Annotated in this window: 14 protein-coding genes and 1 tRNA gene; 7 read left to right on the top strand and 8 right to left on the bottom strand. The window is 72.2% G+C overall.

From position 1 onward, the window contains the following. Positions 1–19: 19 nt before the first annotated feature. Positions 20–649 (bottom strand): hypothetical protein, encoded by a 630-nt coding sequence (locus tag AB4091_RS16585; protein WP_442292938.1) that lies wholly within the window; start codon positions 647–649, stop codon positions 20–22. Positions 650–772: 123 nt separating this feature from the next. Here AB4091_RS16585 and AB4091_RS16580 point away from each other — a divergent pair, with 123 nt between their 5' ends. Next, complete coding sequence (locus AB4091_RS16580; RefSeq protein WP_442292936.1) at positions 773–1,432, top strand: IMPACT family protein; 660 nt, start codon at positions 773–775, stop codon at positions 1,430–1,432. A 63-nt stretch (positions 1,433–1,495) separates the two neighbouring features. Next, positions 1,496–2,068 (top strand): HhH-GPD-type base excision DNA repair protein, encoded by a 573-nt coding sequence (locus AB4091_RS16575; protein WP_442292934.1) that lies wholly within the window; start codon positions 1,496–1,498, stop codon positions 2,066–2,068. 80 nt (positions 2,069–2,148) lie between these two features. Here AB4091_RS16575 and AB4091_RS16570 read toward each other — a convergent pair whose 3' ends face one another. After that, a complete protein-coding gene (locus tag AB4091_RS16570; protein WP_442292932.1) occupies positions 2,149–3,519 on the bottom strand; it encodes a cystathionine beta-synthase in 1,371 nt (456 codons plus the stop codon). A 204-nt stretch (positions 3,520–3,723) separates the two neighbouring features. Between AB4091_RS16570 and AB4091_RS16565 the strand changes: the two genes are divergently transcribed. Beyond that, positions 3,724–4,911 carry an SGNH/GDSL hydrolase family protein gene (locus AB4091_RS16565; RefSeq protein WP_442292930.1) on the top strand — a complete coding sequence of 396 codons (1,188 nt, stop codon included), beginning with the start codon at positions 3,724–3,726 and terminating at the stop codon, positions 4,909–4,911. Positions 4,912–4,973: 62 nt separating this feature from the next. On the opposite strand, the gene AB4091_RS16560 is transcribed toward AB4091_RS16565, so the two are convergent. Next, a complete protein-coding gene (locus AB4091_RS16560; RefSeq protein WP_442292928.1) occupies positions 4,974–5,741 on the bottom strand; it encodes a hypothetical protein in 768 nt (255 codons plus the stop codon). Between the two features lie 218 nt (positions 5,742–5,959). On the opposite strand from AB4091_RS16560, the gene AB4091_RS16555 reads away from it, so the two are divergent. Together AB4091_RS16555 and AB4091_RS16550 are read left to right on the top strand one after the other, a co-directional pair. After that, complete coding sequence (locus tag AB4091_RS16555) at positions 5,960–7,183, top strand: acetyl-CoA C-acetyltransferase (RefSeq protein ID WP_442292926.1); 1,224 nt, start codon at positions 5,960–5,962, stop codon at positions 7,181–7,183. Between the two features lie 150 nt (positions 7,184–7,333). After that, on the top strand, positions 7,334–8,254 hold the full coding sequence (locus AB4091_RS16550; protein WP_442292924.1) for a DUF559 domain-containing protein: 921 nt from the start codon (positions 7,334–7,336) through the stop codon (positions 8,252–8,254). A 156-nt stretch (positions 8,255–8,410) separates the two neighbouring features. Here the strand turns inward: AB4091_RS16550 and AB4091_RS16545 are convergent, their stop codons facing one another. Both AB4091_RS16545 and AB4091_RS16540 read right to left on the bottom strand, forming a co-directional pair. Beyond that, complete coding sequence (locus AB4091_RS16545; protein ID WP_442292922.1) at positions 8,411–8,725, bottom strand: hypothetical protein; 315 nt, start codon at positions 8,723–8,725, stop codon at positions 8,411–8,413. A gap of 4 nt (positions 8,726–8,729) precedes the next feature. Further along, positions 8,730–9,611, bottom strand: a complete 882-nt coding sequence (locus tag AB4091_RS16540; protein WP_442292920.1) for a Bax inhibitor-1/YccA family protein — start codon at positions 9,609–9,611, stop codon at positions 8,730–8,732. A 148-nt stretch (positions 9,612–9,759) separates the two neighbouring features. Between AB4091_RS16540 and AB4091_RS16535 the strand changes: the two genes are divergently transcribed. Together AB4091_RS16535 and mptB are read left to right on the top strand one after the other, a co-directional pair. Beyond that, positions 9,760–9,834, top strand: a tRNA-Leu gene (locus tag AB4091_RS16535). A gap of 191 nt (positions 9,835–10,025) precedes the next feature. Further along, positions 10,026–11,633: a polyprenol phosphomannose-dependent alpha 1,6 mannosyltransferase MptB gene (gene mptB / locus AB4091_RS16530; protein ID WP_442292918.1), complete on the top strand. Its 1,608-nt coding sequence runs from the start codon at positions 10,026–10,028 to the stop codon at positions 11,631–11,633. Positions 11,634–11,762: 129 nt separating this feature from the next. Here mptB and AB4091_RS16525 read toward each other — a convergent pair whose 3' ends face one another. From AB4091_RS16525 to AB4091_RS16515, 3 genes are all read right to left on the bottom strand, one after another. Continuing rightward, a complete protein-coding gene (locus AB4091_RS16525; RefSeq protein ID WP_442292916.1) occupies positions 11,763–12,737 on the bottom strand; it encodes a Ppx/GppA phosphatase family protein in 975 nt (324 codons plus the stop codon). After that, entirely contained in the window at positions 12,730–13,350 is a 621-nt protein-coding gene (locus AB4091_RS16520) for a DUF501 domain-containing protein (RefSeq protein WP_442292914.1), read from the bottom strand. Before AB4091_RS16520 ends, AB4091_RS16525 begins: the two co-directional genes overlap by 8 nt. Before the next feature lie 132 nt (positions 13,351–13,482). Next, positions 13,483–14,211 (bottom strand): FtsB family cell division protein, encoded by a 729-nt coding sequence (locus AB4091_RS16515; RefSeq protein ID WP_442292912.1) that lies wholly within the window; start codon positions 14,209–14,211, stop codon positions 13,483–13,485. Between the last annotated feature and the right edge of the window lie 4 nt (positions 14,212–14,215).

Below are 14,215 nucleotides of genomic sequence, written 5' to 3'. Positions count from 1 at the left end.
AGGCACCGGCGACGCCGGGTCAGCGGATGGGCAGTCCCAGCTCGTGCGCGGCGGTGGCCGCCGCGGTCGCCGACGGCGCCGGGTGGAACCAGCCGTCGGGCACTCCGTGCTGCAGCTCGAAGGCCTGGCCGGCGCCGATCCACTGGGCCCAGCCCATCGCGGTGTGCACCTGCGGAGTGCCAGCAGCCGCGACGACCGAGGCGCCCACGTGCCCGGCCCACAGCGACTGGGGACGCCCTCCGCCGCCGTGCCCGACTGCGGCCTGCTCGACGACGTGACCGAAGGCCGCGTGACCCACCGCGTGACCTGACGAATGACCGGACACGTGGCCCGACGAATGGCCTGGAGTGTGGCTCGAGGTGTGAACCGACGCGCCGCTGGGACGCCCGCTCGAGCGGTGCTGCAGGTCGGCGTTGTCGTGGAGCCGACGCGAGAGCCTGTCGAAGTCGGCACTGATGCGTGCGAGGTCGTGCTCGACCCGCCGCCACCTCTCGACGAGGTGCTGCAGGTCCGGTCCCTGCCAGGCCCGCTGCATCGTCGACACGGCGCGCTGGCCGCGCGCCCGCACGACGTCGATCTCGTTGCCGAACGACGCCATCCGCCAAGCCGAGTCGCGCAGCGCGTCGACGTCAGCACCCTTCGAGAACACAGAACTCCCCTTCCCCCCTGCAAACCGGACCCATCCTCACCCGCCCGGGCGTCCCCGTGCAATGGGGAGCCCTACCCGGACACGCGGCATACTCGAGGGGTTCCGCCCACCCCGAGAGAAGGTATGCCGCTGAGCCCGCCACGCCGCTACCTGACCCTCGCGTCGCCGGCTCGGGCGGAGGTCGAGGTCCGTCGGTCCCGCTTCGTGTGCGACGTCGCCGCGGCGACGTCGGAAGAGGATGCTCGGTCCTTCATCGACGAGGTGCGCGCGGGCAGCCGCGACGCGCGACACCACTGCACGGCATACGTGCTCGGCCCCGACGGGGCGACGATGCGCAGCAACGACGACGGCGAGCCGTCCGGGACCGCCGGCGCGCCGATGCTCGACGTGCTGCGCGGGCACCAGCTCACCGACGTCGTCGGCGTCGTCTCGCGCTGGTTCGGCGGGACACTGCTCGGCACGGGCGGTCTCATCCGCGCCTACGCTGATGCGGTCGCGGCGGCTCTGGCCTCGGCCGCGCTGGTCGCGATGGAGCTGCGCGAGGGGCTCGTCGTCGAGGTGAGCGCGACCGACGGTCCCCGTGTCGAGAACGCGCTGCGCGGGCGCGACGGCTGTGACGTCACCGCGGCCGAGTGGACGGTGGACGGTCTCGTGCTGCACCTCGCTGTGGTGCCGGGTGCCCAGGACGCCGTCAGCGGCCTCGTCGCGTCCCTGACGGCCGGTGACGCACGCATCGGCCCGGGCCCGTCCCGGTGGGTCGGGCGCGGCACGAGCGGCGCGTGAGCGACGCACGAGCGGAGATCGAGCGGCGACCGAGCCGGCGGGGACCGTGAGAGCATGCCTTGCATGGGCTTCCAGATCGCGGGCGATCCCGCCGCTGACCAGGTGCTCGACGAGCACCCGTTCGCCGTCGTCGTCGGGATGATGCTCGACCAGCAGTACGGCATGGAGCACGCCTTCCGAGGCGGCTACAAGGTGCTGAGCCGTTTCGGCACGCTCGACCCCGCCGCCATCGCGGGCGCCGACCCCGACGAGTTCAAGGCGATGGCGAGCACGCCGCCGGCGATCCACCGGTTCCCCGGCTCGATGGCCGCCCGCTTGCAGGAGCTGGCCGCCCTCGTCGAGAGCCGCTACGACGGCGACGTGACTCGCCTCTGGACCGAGGCCACCACGGGCAAGGAGCTGCTCAAGCGGGTGCAGGAGCTGCCCGGCTTCGGCAAGCAGAAGGCGCAGATCTTCGTGGCGCTGCTCGCCAAGCAGCTGGGCGTCCGGCCCGAGGGCTGGGAGGCCGCCGCCGGCGACTACGCCCTCGACGGCTATCGCTCCGTGGCCGATGTCGTCGACGGTGACTCATTGCTCAAGGTGCGAGAGTTCAAGCAGGCCAAGAAGGCCAGCGCCAAGGCCGCCCAGGACGCCTGAGCCACACCAGTTTTCGACCCAATGCCGCTGGGCCCGCTTCCGAGAGGAGCGGGCCCAGCGGCATACGAAGTCGGTGCCTGTCAGTCGGCGAGGAAGCCGAGCAGGTCTGCGCGGGTGAGCACGCCGATCGGCTTGCCGTCCTCGACGACGAGGATCGCGTCGCTGTCCTCGAGCTCCTTGCGGGCGGAGGACACGGGTGAGCCGGCGCCGACGAGAGGCAGCCCGGGCTCCATGTGCTTCTCGACCGAGTCGGCGAGGTGCGCGTGACCGGTGAACAGGGCCTGCAGCAGGGCTCGCTCGCTCACCGACCCCGCGACCTCACCCGACATGACGGGCGGCTCGGCCTTGACGACCGGCATCTGGGAGACGCCGTACTCGCGGAGGATCTGCACGGCATCGCGGATGGTCTCGTTGGGGTGGGTGTGCACGAGGGCCGGCATGTCGCCCGACTTCGTGTGCAGCACCGAGCCGACGGTCTCCTCGGTGTGGTCGTTGAGGAAGCCGTAGGAGTGCATCCACTCGTCGTTGAAGATCTTGCTCATGTAGCCGCGGCCCGAGTCGGGCAGCAGCACGACGACGACGGCGTCCTCGGGCAGGTCCTTGGCGGCGCGGAGGGCGGCGACCACGGCCATGCCGCAGGAGCCTCCGACGAGCAGGCCCTCCTCGCGGGCGAGCCGGCGCGTCATCTCGAAGGAGTCGGCGTCACTCACCGCGATGACCTCGTCGACGACGGACGGGTCGTAGGCGCCCGGCCAGAAGTCCTCGCCGACACCCTCGACGAGGTAGGGGCGGCCGGTGCCGCCGGAGTAGACCGAGCCCTCGGGGTCGGCGGCGACGACGCGCACGGCGCCGTCGCTGACCTCCTTGAGGTACTTGCCGGTGCCGCTGATCGTGCCACCGGTGCCGGCGCCCGCCACGAAGACGGTGACCTTGCCGTCGGTGTCGTTCCAGACCTCGGGGCCGGTCGTCAGGTAGTGGCTGTTGGGGCCCTCGGGGTTGTAGTACTGGTTCGGCTTCCACGCGCCGTCGATCTCGCGGACGAGGCGGTCGCTCACCGAGTAGTAGGAGTCAGGGTGCTCGGGCTCGACCGCCGTCGGGCAGACGACCACCTCGGCGCCGTACGCCTTGAGCACGTCGCGCTTGTCCTGGCTCACCTTGTCGGGGCAGACGAAGACGCACTTGTAGCCCTTGCGCTGGGCGACGAGGGCCAAGCCCACGCCGGTGTTGCCGCTCGTCGGCTCGACGATGGTGCCGCCGGGCTGGAGCAGGCCTTCGCGCTCGGCCGCCTCGACCATGCGCAGGGCGATGCGGTCCTTCACCGAGCCGCCCGGGTTGAAGTACTCGACCTTCGCCAGCACCGTGCACCTCACCCCCGCGTCAGCGACGACCGAGCCGAGCTTGACCAGGGGGGTGTTTCCGACGAGGTCGGCGACGTTCTCTGCATACTTCACCCGCCCATCCTAGGAGGCCTGTCCCACTGGTCGAGACCGGTGGTCCCGCCCGAGCACTCGGCCGGGATCTCCCCCGGGAACGCGGGCCGGCAGCCCCCGAGGGACGCGAGCGGACCTGGACGAACCGGGCACGGAGTCGCCGGCCCGGGCGTTACCGTGGTGGACCCGATTGATCGAGGAACGCAGGAGAAGGGGGCCTTCGAGATGGGGCGTGCACGGCGCGCACGCAGGATCGCCCAGCAGGCGGCGTACGGCGGCGGAGTGGGGGTGGCGGGCCTCGGTGCCCTCAGCCTCCTCGGCTACGGGCTGCTGCGGGCCGAGGCCCGCATGGCGCGGCGGATCGTCGGCCAGCCTTTCGAGGGTGCGCCCGCGGACAGCGGCACCTACGGCTCCGGCCACGGCATGCCGCTGCAGTTCCTCGTGCTCGGCGACTCCACCGGCGTCGGCATGGGCGCCGACCACGCGCACCAGACCATCGGCGCCACCATCGCGAGCGGTGTCGCCGCCTTCAGCGGCCGACCCGTCGAGCTGACGAACGTCGCCGTGATCGGCGCCGAGTCCCCCGACCTCGACGAGCAGGTCGAGCGCGGCCTGTCCGCCGTGCCCGAGCCCGACGTCGCCGTGATCATGGTCGGCGCCAACGACGTCACGCACCGCATCGACACCTCCGTCGCCGTGCGCCACCTCGAGATGGCCGTGCGCTCCCTCCGCGAGGCCGGCGCCGAGGTGGTCGTCGGGACCTGCCCCGACCTCGGGGCCATCGAGCCCGTGCCGCAGCCGCTGCGGCTGCTCGCCCGCCGCTGGTCGCGCGACCTCGCCGCCGCCCAGACGGTCGCGGTCGTCGAGGCCGGCGGCCGGGCCGTGTCGGTCGGCGACCTGCTGAGCGAGGCCTTCTCGGCGGAGCCGACGGTGATGTTCAGCAAGGACCGCTTCCACCCCAGCCCGGCAGGTTATGCGCGCGTCGCCGCCGCGCTGCTGCCCACCGTCAGCGCCGCGCTCGACCTCTTCGGCGAGCGCAGCGCGCCCACCGAGCCAAACCTGCGTCGCGGCGAGAGCGTCGGGCCCGTCGCGAAGGCGGCCATGCGGGCGGTCACCCAGCCCGGCACTGAGGTGGCGCCGGCCGAGGTCGACGGGCAGGTCCGCGGGGCCCAGGGCCGGTGGGCGGTGCTGCTGCACCGCATCCGACCGGCCGTGCCCCTCGCTGCACCGTCCGAGGTCGGCGAGCCGGCCGCGACGGCAGGAGACACCGCCAAGCACGATGCCGGTCCCGTCGCAGGCGCGCCCGGAGAGCTCATCCGCGACGACGCCCCTTCGGAGGGCGCCCCCTCGGAGGGCGCCCCCTCGGAGGGCGCCCCCTCGGAGGACACCACCTCGGACACCGTCGCGCGCTAGCCACGTCGAAAAGGGCCCGTCCGCGGGTTGCGGACGGGCCCCTCGACACACGGTGCGGCTGGTCAGCCGATCTTCATGATCTCGGAGGCGGCGGGCGCCTTGATGCCGAGGTCCTCGTTCCACTTGGAGAAGTCGAGCTGGCCCGGGCTGTCGGAGGAACCCGTGAAGCGCACGACCTCGAACTTGTCCTTGGACACGTAGAGGGCGCCCTCGGCCTTGCCCTTCTTGTCGGTGAGCACCCAGCACGGCACGCCATTGACGTCCTCGCTCGCGACGTCGGTCGCCAGCTGGCTGGGCGTGACCGCCCCGAACGCCTTCTCGAGGAAGGTCTTGAGGCTGAGGCTCTCGGTCAGGGCACCGGCGGAGGTCGGGGCCTTGATGAACTTGTTGCCGGCCTTCTGAACCGACGCCGGAGCGCCCTGCTTCTTCCAGAACTCGGCGTCGGCCTGGATGTACACGGCGTCGGTGAGGGAGATGACGCGCGCCTTGCCGTCACCCTCCATGTCGATGGTGATGTCGGCGGTCTTGCCGTCGCTCGTGCCCTTGAAGTCGATCTTGATGGTCTTGCCGCTCTGGTCGACCTGACCCACGAAGGCACCGGACGTCGCCGCGAGGGCGCTCGTCTTCGCCTTGGTGAGGATCTCGGACGCCTGCGGGGCGTCGCTCGCCGCCGCGGAGGCGGACGTGGACGTGCCGGCGCTGGCGCTGGCGGCGGGGGTGGTGCTGCTCGAGCCGGTCGCGGGGGTCTCGGACTTCGAGCAGGCGGCCGCGCCGAGACTGATCGCGATGGCGCCGGACACGGCGATGGCGCGCGTCGTGAAGGTGTTCATGATGGGTGGTGCCCCCTGATCGTCGGTCGGTCCGGGGTGAGCATCCGGGCCGGGGCCGGCACGGGTGCGCGCCGACAACCCGGTCAGCCTAGCGGGGGCGCAGCGAGACGCAGGTCATGGGCGGCGCCCTGTCCAACCGGTGCGAGGACGTCCTACCATCGACTGACTGAGCAAGCGCTTAGTGGATCCCCTCCCGATGAAGTAGCAGGAGAAGCCTCGTGACCGAAGCCGTCATCGTCTCGACCGCCCGCTCGCCGTTCGGGCGCGCCTTCAAGGGCTCGCTCAAGGAGGTCCGCCCCGACGACCTCGCTGCCACCGTCGTCCAGGCCGCGCTCGACAAGGTCCCCGGCCTCGACAAGCGCCTCGTCGAGGACCTCTACCTCGGCTGCGCCGAGCCCTCCGGCCGGCACGGCTCCAACATGGCCAAGGTCGTGGCCACGCTGCTTGACCTCGATGCGACCCCGGCGGCGACGATCAACCGCTTCTGCGCCTCCTCGGCCCAGACGACACGGATGGCCTTCCACGCGATCAAGGCGGGCGAGGGCGACATCTTCGTCTCGGCCGGTGTCGAGTGCGTGTCGCAGTACACCGACTGGGCCGGTGCCGGCGGCGCCAAGGAGGACCAGCAGAACGGCCGCTTCGCCGAGGCGCAGGCCCGCACGAAGCGCATCGCCGAGACCAACGAGACGTGGACCGACCCCCGCGAGGACGGCCTGCTTCCCGACATCTACATCGCGATGGGCCAGACGGCCGAGAACGTCGCGACGGCATACGGCATCTCGCGCGAGCGCCAGGACGAGTGGGGGGTCACGAGCCAGAACCGCGCCGAGGCCGCCATCGGCCGCGGCTTCTTCGACTGGGAGATCACGCCGGTCACGACGCCCGACGGCACCGTCGTCAGCAAGGACGACGGGCCGCGCGCCGGCGTCACCCTCGAGGCCGTGCAGGGTCTCAACCCCGTCTTCCGCCAGCAGGGCACCGTGACGGCCGGAAACTGCTGCCCGCTCAACGACGGCGCGGCCGCCCTCGTCATCATGAGCGACACCAAGGCGAAGGAGCTCGGCCTGACGCCCCTCGCCCGCGTCGTCTCGACCGCTGCGACCGGCCTCTCACCCGAGATCATGGGCCTGGGCCCGGTCGACGCGACCAACCTCGCGCTCAAGCGCGCCGGCCTCTCGATCGGCGACATCGACCTCTACGAGATCAACGAGGCCTTCGCGGCGCAGGTCATCGGCTCCGCCGACCAGATCGGCATGGACTACGACAAGCTCAACGTCAACGGCGGTGCCATCGCCATCGGCCACCCGTTCGGCGCGACGGGTGCCCGCATCACCGGCACCCTGATCAACGCGCTGCGCGAGCGCGACGAGCAGTTCGGCCTCGAGACGATGTGCGTCGGCGGCGGCCAGGGGATGGCCGTCATCTTCGAGCGCCTCAGCTGAGCGCCGACAGTCAGGTGCCCAAGGCACGGTGATGCGGGTGGATCCCTGTGGTCCACCCGCATCACCGTTCACTGGGCACCGCTGGGGATGGGGGCAGGGGCCTGTGGAAACCGCTCCCCGGCCCGACCCGGTCCGTGTGAGGGTGCGCTCGTGGCCGCCTTCGACCCTCGACGCCCGTTCACCTTCGCAACCGCTCGTGCTGCAGGCCTGACGCGCGCGCGGCTCGAGGGACCTCGCTACCAACGGCTGCTCACCGGCGTCTACATCTCGGCCGGGGTGCCGGTCACCCCGTGGGTCCGGGCGCGCGCTGCCCTGCTCGCAGCTCCTGCCGACGCGTTCGTCTCGCACCAGACCGCGGCCCAGCTGTGGGGCGGTGTGGTCCCGCACGTTGCGGACGTCCACGTCGGCCTTCCCCGACGCCGGCGCATGGTCGCCCAGGGTGTGTGTGCCCACCGCCACCCCCAGCGCCCACCCGTCGTGGTGCACCGTGGCCTGCCGATGACGACCCCCGAGCGCACCTTTCTCGACCTGGCCGGCCTCCTCGGCCTCATCGACCTCGTCGTGCTCGGCGACTCGCTCGTGCACGCAGGCTGCACGAGTCCCGAGACCCTCGTGGCCGCGGCCTCGACGCACCACGGCCGGGGAGTCCGCACCGCCCGGCGCGCCGCCGCGCTGGTCCGACGCGGTGGCGAGTCGCCGATGGAGACCCGGCTGCGGCTGCTCGTGGTGCTCGCCGGCCTGCCCGAGCCCGAGACGCAGCACGTGGTGCGCAGCTGCGGGTCCGGCCGCTCGTACCGCCTCGACCTCGCCTGGCCGCTCGCCCGCCTCGTGCTGGAGTACGACGGCCGTCACCACGTCGAACGAGCACCGCAGTGGCAGGCCGACGTGGGTCGACGCGAGGACCTCGAGGGTGACGGCTGGCGCTTCGTCGTGGTCATCGCCGACGACGTCTTCCGCACCCCCGAGCGGACCATCGACCGCGTGGTGCAGGCGTTACGGGGCAGGGGCGTCCAGGCGCGAGCGACCTCGCGGGAGTGGCGTGACCATTTCCCGGGGCGGACCGCCGCCTGACCGTCCAGCGCGACCCACCCGCATGACGGTGCACTGGGCACCGCGGGCCAGAGGCTCCGGCCCGAGCCACCCGCATGACGGTGCACTGGGCACCGCGGGCCGGACCCTCCGGCGCGACCCACCCACATAACGGTGCACTGGGCACCGTGGCCCACCTCAGAGGGAGCTGCGGAGGGTGGCCAGGCGGTCAGCGAGGTCTCCCCCGGCACCGGCGGCACACGCATCGCGGACCATGACGGCGAGCTGGTCCATCAGGACGGCTGGCCCGAGGTCGGGCACCTCAAGAGGATCGACCCCGCGCTCGCCCGCCACGCGGTCGGCCAGCTGCTGCACGACGAGGTGGACGGACGGCATACACGAAAGCGCGTGGTCGAGCGGCAGCTGGTGCCACCGCTCGACCACGCGCCGGAGCTCGTCCGACACCTCGGGCGGGGTCGGCGAACCCGCGCCCTGAGGTGCCGAAGGTGTCACGCGGTCAGTCGCGCAGTCGCGCGAACAGGCGGACGAACTCGATGTAGAGCCAGACGACCGACACGATGAGGCCGTGCGCGAGCAGCCAGGAGTACTTGGCCGGGGCGCCGAGACGCACCGCGTGGTCGATGGAGTCGAAGTCGAACGCCAGCGACCAGGCCGCGAGGCCGACACCGAGGATCGACAGGCCGATGCCGAGCATGCCGCTGCCGCCGAAGCCCCAGCCGCTCAGCACGCCGGTCCACTGGAGGACGAGCTGCAGCAGCATGAAGAGGGCGTAGCCGATGAGCATGAAGGTGAAGATGCGCCGGGTGCGGTTGTTCACCTTGACGAGGCCGAAAGCGTACGCGGCGTACATCCCGGCGAAGGTGCAGGCCGTGGCCAGCACCGCCATGAGGACGACGCCCTTGTAGTTGGGGATCGTGTTGATCGTGTAGCTGAACGCCCCGAGGAACGCTCCCTCGACCGCGGAGTACAGCACGATGAGCGGCACCGAGACCGTCTTCATGAACGCGATCGCGAGCCCGATGACGAGGCCGATGACCATGCCGCCGAGCCAGACCGGGCGTGCGAGGCCCGGGGACCCGGACACCATCACCCACGTCACGGCTCCTGCGGTGACCAGGAGGGCGAAGAGCCCGAAGCTCTTCATGATGACGTCGTCGAGCGTGACGCGGCCGGTGTCGACGGACCCGGCGCTCTGGCGCGCGTACATCTCGTCGAGCTGCTGCGCCGACATGGCGTCCTGGGTCGCGTAACCCGTGGTCGCCGCCTGTGTCTGGCTGCCCGGCTGCTGCGGACTGCCCTGGGGAGCGCCGAAACCGGCGTAGCGCTCCTTCTCGATCTGCTTGTTGAGCCGGTCGAAGACCGGGTTTCCACCTGCCATGTGAGTGCGCTCCTCGAAGCACTGGGTGCCACGACCCGCTCATGGGCGTGACGACTGTCCCCAACATTAAGCGAACGCACCCCACCCATAGGTTCCCGGCGCACCCGACTCGGTGCGTGAGGACGACGCCCCGGCATACTGGGGCCGCGCCCCCGTGGCCCAACCGGCAGAGGCAGGCGACTTAAAATCGCCAACGGTGAGGGTTCGAGTCCCTCCGGGGGTACGTGTTGCTCAACCGTCGCCAGGGCACGGTTCGGTAACGCACCGCCCACCCCTTGGGCGTGCCCCGTCACCCACCTCGCGACTACACCTAGAATGGCCGCCGAGAACGAGGTCCAGGGGCCTGATCCACGCGCTCCTTCATGGACTGTGCCGCGTCGGCGACGCGGACCCCTCAATCGAAGGAGCAAACGGGTGCTGGAGCATCGTGTCGCGGGGGCGACGACGACTGCACCCCCTCGGGTGCGCCGGGGCCCCTACCCGAGCCTCACCACTGCGGTCGCCGAGTTCGGCGCCGACTTCGCCGAGCGCTTCACCGCGGCGTTGCAGCGCAGCTGGGCCGACCCGATGGTCCGCCGGGGCACGCTGGGAACCTCGCTCGTCGCGGCCGGCTCGATCAGCCCCGCATTCCTCCCGGGCGACACCTTCGAGACCCCGGTCTCGCCGCTCATCGGGCGCTTCGGGCTCGAGTGGCTCGGCACCGGCGCGGGCCGCGTCTTCACCACGATCCTGCTCGCCGTCGGTCTCGCGCTGCTCGTCGACGCCTGGCTGCGCATGCGCCCGGTCCACGGCCGCAAGGCGCCCTCGCTCGCGTGGCTGCTCTGGAGCCTGCCGATCATGGTCGCGCCGCCGCTGTTCAGCCGCGACGCCTACAGCTACGCCGCCCAGGGCAAGATCGTCTCCCGCGGCATGGACCCGTATGCCGTCGGCCCCTTCTGGGTGCCCGGGCCCTTCGCCGACCAGGTCGACCCGATGTGGGTGCAGACACCGGCGCCCTACGGCCCCCTCGCCCTGCAGGTGCAGCACGCCGTCGTCCAGGTGTTCCCCGACCACGCGTACGCGTCCGCCCTCGCCATGCGCGTGCCCGCGCTGGTCGCCGTGGGGCTGCTCGCGTACGCCCTCCCGCGCCTCGCGGAGCGCTACGGCGTGAGCGGGCGGCACGCCCTGTGGCTCGGCGTGCTCAACCCGCTCGTCATCATGCACTTCATCGGCGGCGCCCACGGCGACGCCGTGATGGTCGCGCTCGTGGCACTGGCCCTGCTGCTCGCCAGCCGAGGGCAGCTGATCGTCGCGGCGATGACGCTGGCCGCCGCGGCCGCCTACAAGCAGACGGCGGTGCTCGCCCTGATCGGCATCGTCGGGATGGCGCTGCAGGCGCAAACCGACCTGGCGCCGGGTGCCACCGCGCGCCTGCGAGCCATGGTGCGCCACGGGCTCACCTATGGCGGTGTCATGGCCCTCACCTTCACCGCGATCACCCAGCTCACCGGGCTGGGTTGGGGCTGGGTGCCCAACCTGTCGGTGCCGGTCTCGCTGCGCTCCATGCTCTCGCCGCCGACCTTCGTGGGCAGCGTCGTCGAGTGGCTGATGCGTGTCGGAGGCATGCCCGAGAGCGTGGCCGCGGCCCCGGTCCCGATCGCCCAGACCATCGGGCTCGTTGCCGGTCTCGTGGGCATCGCGTGGATCACCTGGCGGGTCGCCCCGCGCAACCCGGTGCTCGCGACCGCCGGTGCGATGCTCGTGCTCTGCGCCTCGGGACCCGTGATCCACCCGTGGTACCTCCTGTGGGGTGGCGTGCTCCTCGCCGCGGTCCGGCTCTCGGCGGCCCACATGCGCGCGGTCGTCTTCGCCACCCTCTTCTTCGTCACCTACGGCGTCGTCGACGCCACCGTCTCCAACGGCACGTGGGCCCTCGGGGTCTCAGCGGCCCTCTGGATGGCGGCCCGCCTGCGCGCCCACCGCCGCAGGGTGCACGAGCAGTCCGACGAGCCGGTGCTCGCCGTAGCCCGCCCCCGCACCTGACTCTGGCTATCATCGGCGCGTGCTCAGGGACACTCCCGGTGCGCCCGTGCAGACCGAGCCGCTGACCGTCACCGTCAAGGACGCGTATCGGGTGACGGCCTTCCCCGAGCGCGCCGACTCCCCGGACAGCTAGGGTCGGCGCGCGACGCTGAGTGCGATGCCGTCGAGGATGTCGTGCTCGGACGTGACGACCTCGGTGATGGCCGCCCGGTCGGCGACGCGCTCGACGACGCGGCGCCACACCAGGGCCCCGGCGCCGATGACGTCGACACGACCGGGATGCATGTACGGCAGCGCCGCCCGGTCGGCGCGGGTCATCGCGAGCAGGTCGTCGCACGCCGCGATGACGTCGGCCACCGGCGCGTGACTGAGGTGGATGCGTTCGGGGTCGTATGCCGTCAGGTGCAGCAGGTGCGCCGTGATCGTAGTGACGCTGCCCGCCAGTCCCACGAGAGCGGCGACGCCCTCGACCGGGACCGCCGACTCGGCGACGTCGAGGGCCGCGTCGATGTCACGGGTGGCGGCCGCGATCTCGTCGGCCGTCGGGGGGTCGCTGACGAGGTGTCGCTCGGTCATGCGCACGCAGCCGATGTCGACTGACCGCGCCGCCTCGACGTGGTCGGTGCCGCGCACGAGCTCGGTCGACCCTCCCCCGAGGTCGACCACCAGGTAGGGACCCGAAACCCGTTGCGCAGCAAGGCCTCCCGTCGCTCCTGCGAACGAGAGCGAGGCCTCCTCGTCACCCGACACGACCTCCGGGGTGACCTCGGAGCCGTAGTGCTCCTGGAACGCGGTGCGCACGCCGTCGATGAAGTCGGCGGCGTTCCGCGCGTCCCGGGAGGCCGAGGTGGCGACGAAGCGCACTGCCGAGGCGCCGAGCTCTCGGCACGCGGCGGCATACTCACGCGTGACCGAGAGCGTGCGCTCCATCGACTCGGGGGCGATGACGCCCGTGCGGTCGACGCCGTGGCCGAGCCGGACGATCTCCATGCGGCGCACCACGTCGGTGAGGGCACCGGTCGGCGGGTCGACGTCGGCGACGAGCAGGCGGATCGAGTTGGTGCCGCAGTCGATCGCCCCGACGCGCACGGTCGTGTCAGCCATCGGTGCGGCCCGTCGTGGCCGTGGCGACGCCCTCGGCGGACCCTGCAGATGCCTCCCGGGACGCCTCGGATGAAGCCCGCTCGGCGTCCTCGGCCGCGTGCAGGGCGGCGCACGACGTGGGCTGCCACCAGTCGTCGAGCATCGCGAGCGCCTCGTCACCGAGCGGGTTGACGCCGGGTCCGGCGGCGAGCGAGTGGCCGACGAGCACGTGCAGGCACTTGACGCGCGTCGGCATGCCGCCCGCCGAGATGCCGTCGATCTCGGGCACGTCACCGAGCTCGGCGCGCTGGGTCAGGTAGTGCTCGTGCGCGCGGGCGTAGGCCGCCGCGAGGGTCTCGTCCTGCCCGAGACGCTCGGTCATCTCCTTCATCACCCCGCCCGTCTCCAGCGTGCTCACGGCGCCGGTGAGCCGGGGGCAGGTGGCGTAGTAGGTCGTCGGGAAGGGGGTGCCGTCGGGCAGCCGGGGCTCGGTGCGCAGCACGTCGGGTTCGCCGCACGGGCAGCGGTGCGCGACCTCCGCCACGCCCCGGGGCGGCCGGCCGAGCTGCCGCTCCACGGAGGTGAGGTCGGCAGGGTCCACGGCAGGACGGGACGGACGTGCGGGGTCACTCACGGGTGGCTCACTCCTGGAACTTCGATGCTGGGACCTTCGACCGGTGTCGCACCAGTGTGCTCCCTCCGGGCGTCGGGGACGTGACCACCGCGGGTGGGCCTCGAGGCCCGGAGACCGGTCAGTCCCGTGACGTCACTTGCGCGCGACGCCGGCCGTCGGACGGTCGGCGATCTGGACCGACTGCCACACCTTGCCGTACCAGGGGGCCGAGGCGTTGGCCAGGGGCGCGGCCACGACCGGAGGCGCGGCGGCCGGAGCGCTCTTCGCATTCGCGGCGGGGTCGATCACCGTGTAGGCACGGTCGCCGACTCGCACGAACTTGAGGCGTTCGCGCGCCTGCACCTCGATGAAGGCGGGGTCCTTCCACAGCGCGGCTTCACGCTCGAGCTGCTGCACGCTCTGTTGCTGCTGGGCGACCTTTTCCTGCAACGCAGCTGCATCGCCGCGCTGCTGCACGAGGGAACGGAGGGTGGGAACGATGGTCACCGCGAGCATGACGACGATGCCGAGCAGGATGGCGCCGCGCACCCAGGCGGTCGACGCGGAGGGCGGGGTCGCCTGCGGCGTGCGCGGACGGGCCGCGAGCGCCGGGCGTTCCTTGCCCGCACCGGGCCGGCTGGTGCGCGAGGCACCCGGCCGCGACTGGCCCGGACGCGTGCCCGAGGCCTTGGCGGCACCCGCTCGGGGGGTGGGTCTGCCCGAGCCGGTGCGGGCCCCGGTAGAGGAGGCGCCGCTCGCGCCCGAGGACGACCGAGGCGTGCTGCGTGGGGAGGAGGGGCGCGCTGCGGCCGGGCGCGCGCCACCGCCCGGGCGGCCCGTCGAGGACGGGCGACCCGGGCGGGACGGCGTGCGGTCGGCCACGGGG

It is taken from the genome of Terrabacter sp. 2RAF25, from assembly GCF_052115265.1.
Classification (GTDB): domain Bacteria; phylum Actinomycetota; class Actinomycetes; order Actinomycetales; family Dermatophilaceae; genus Terrabacter.
Note: the sequence above shows the minus strand (reverse complement) of the source record. Positions and strands in the feature narration are given on the sequence as shown.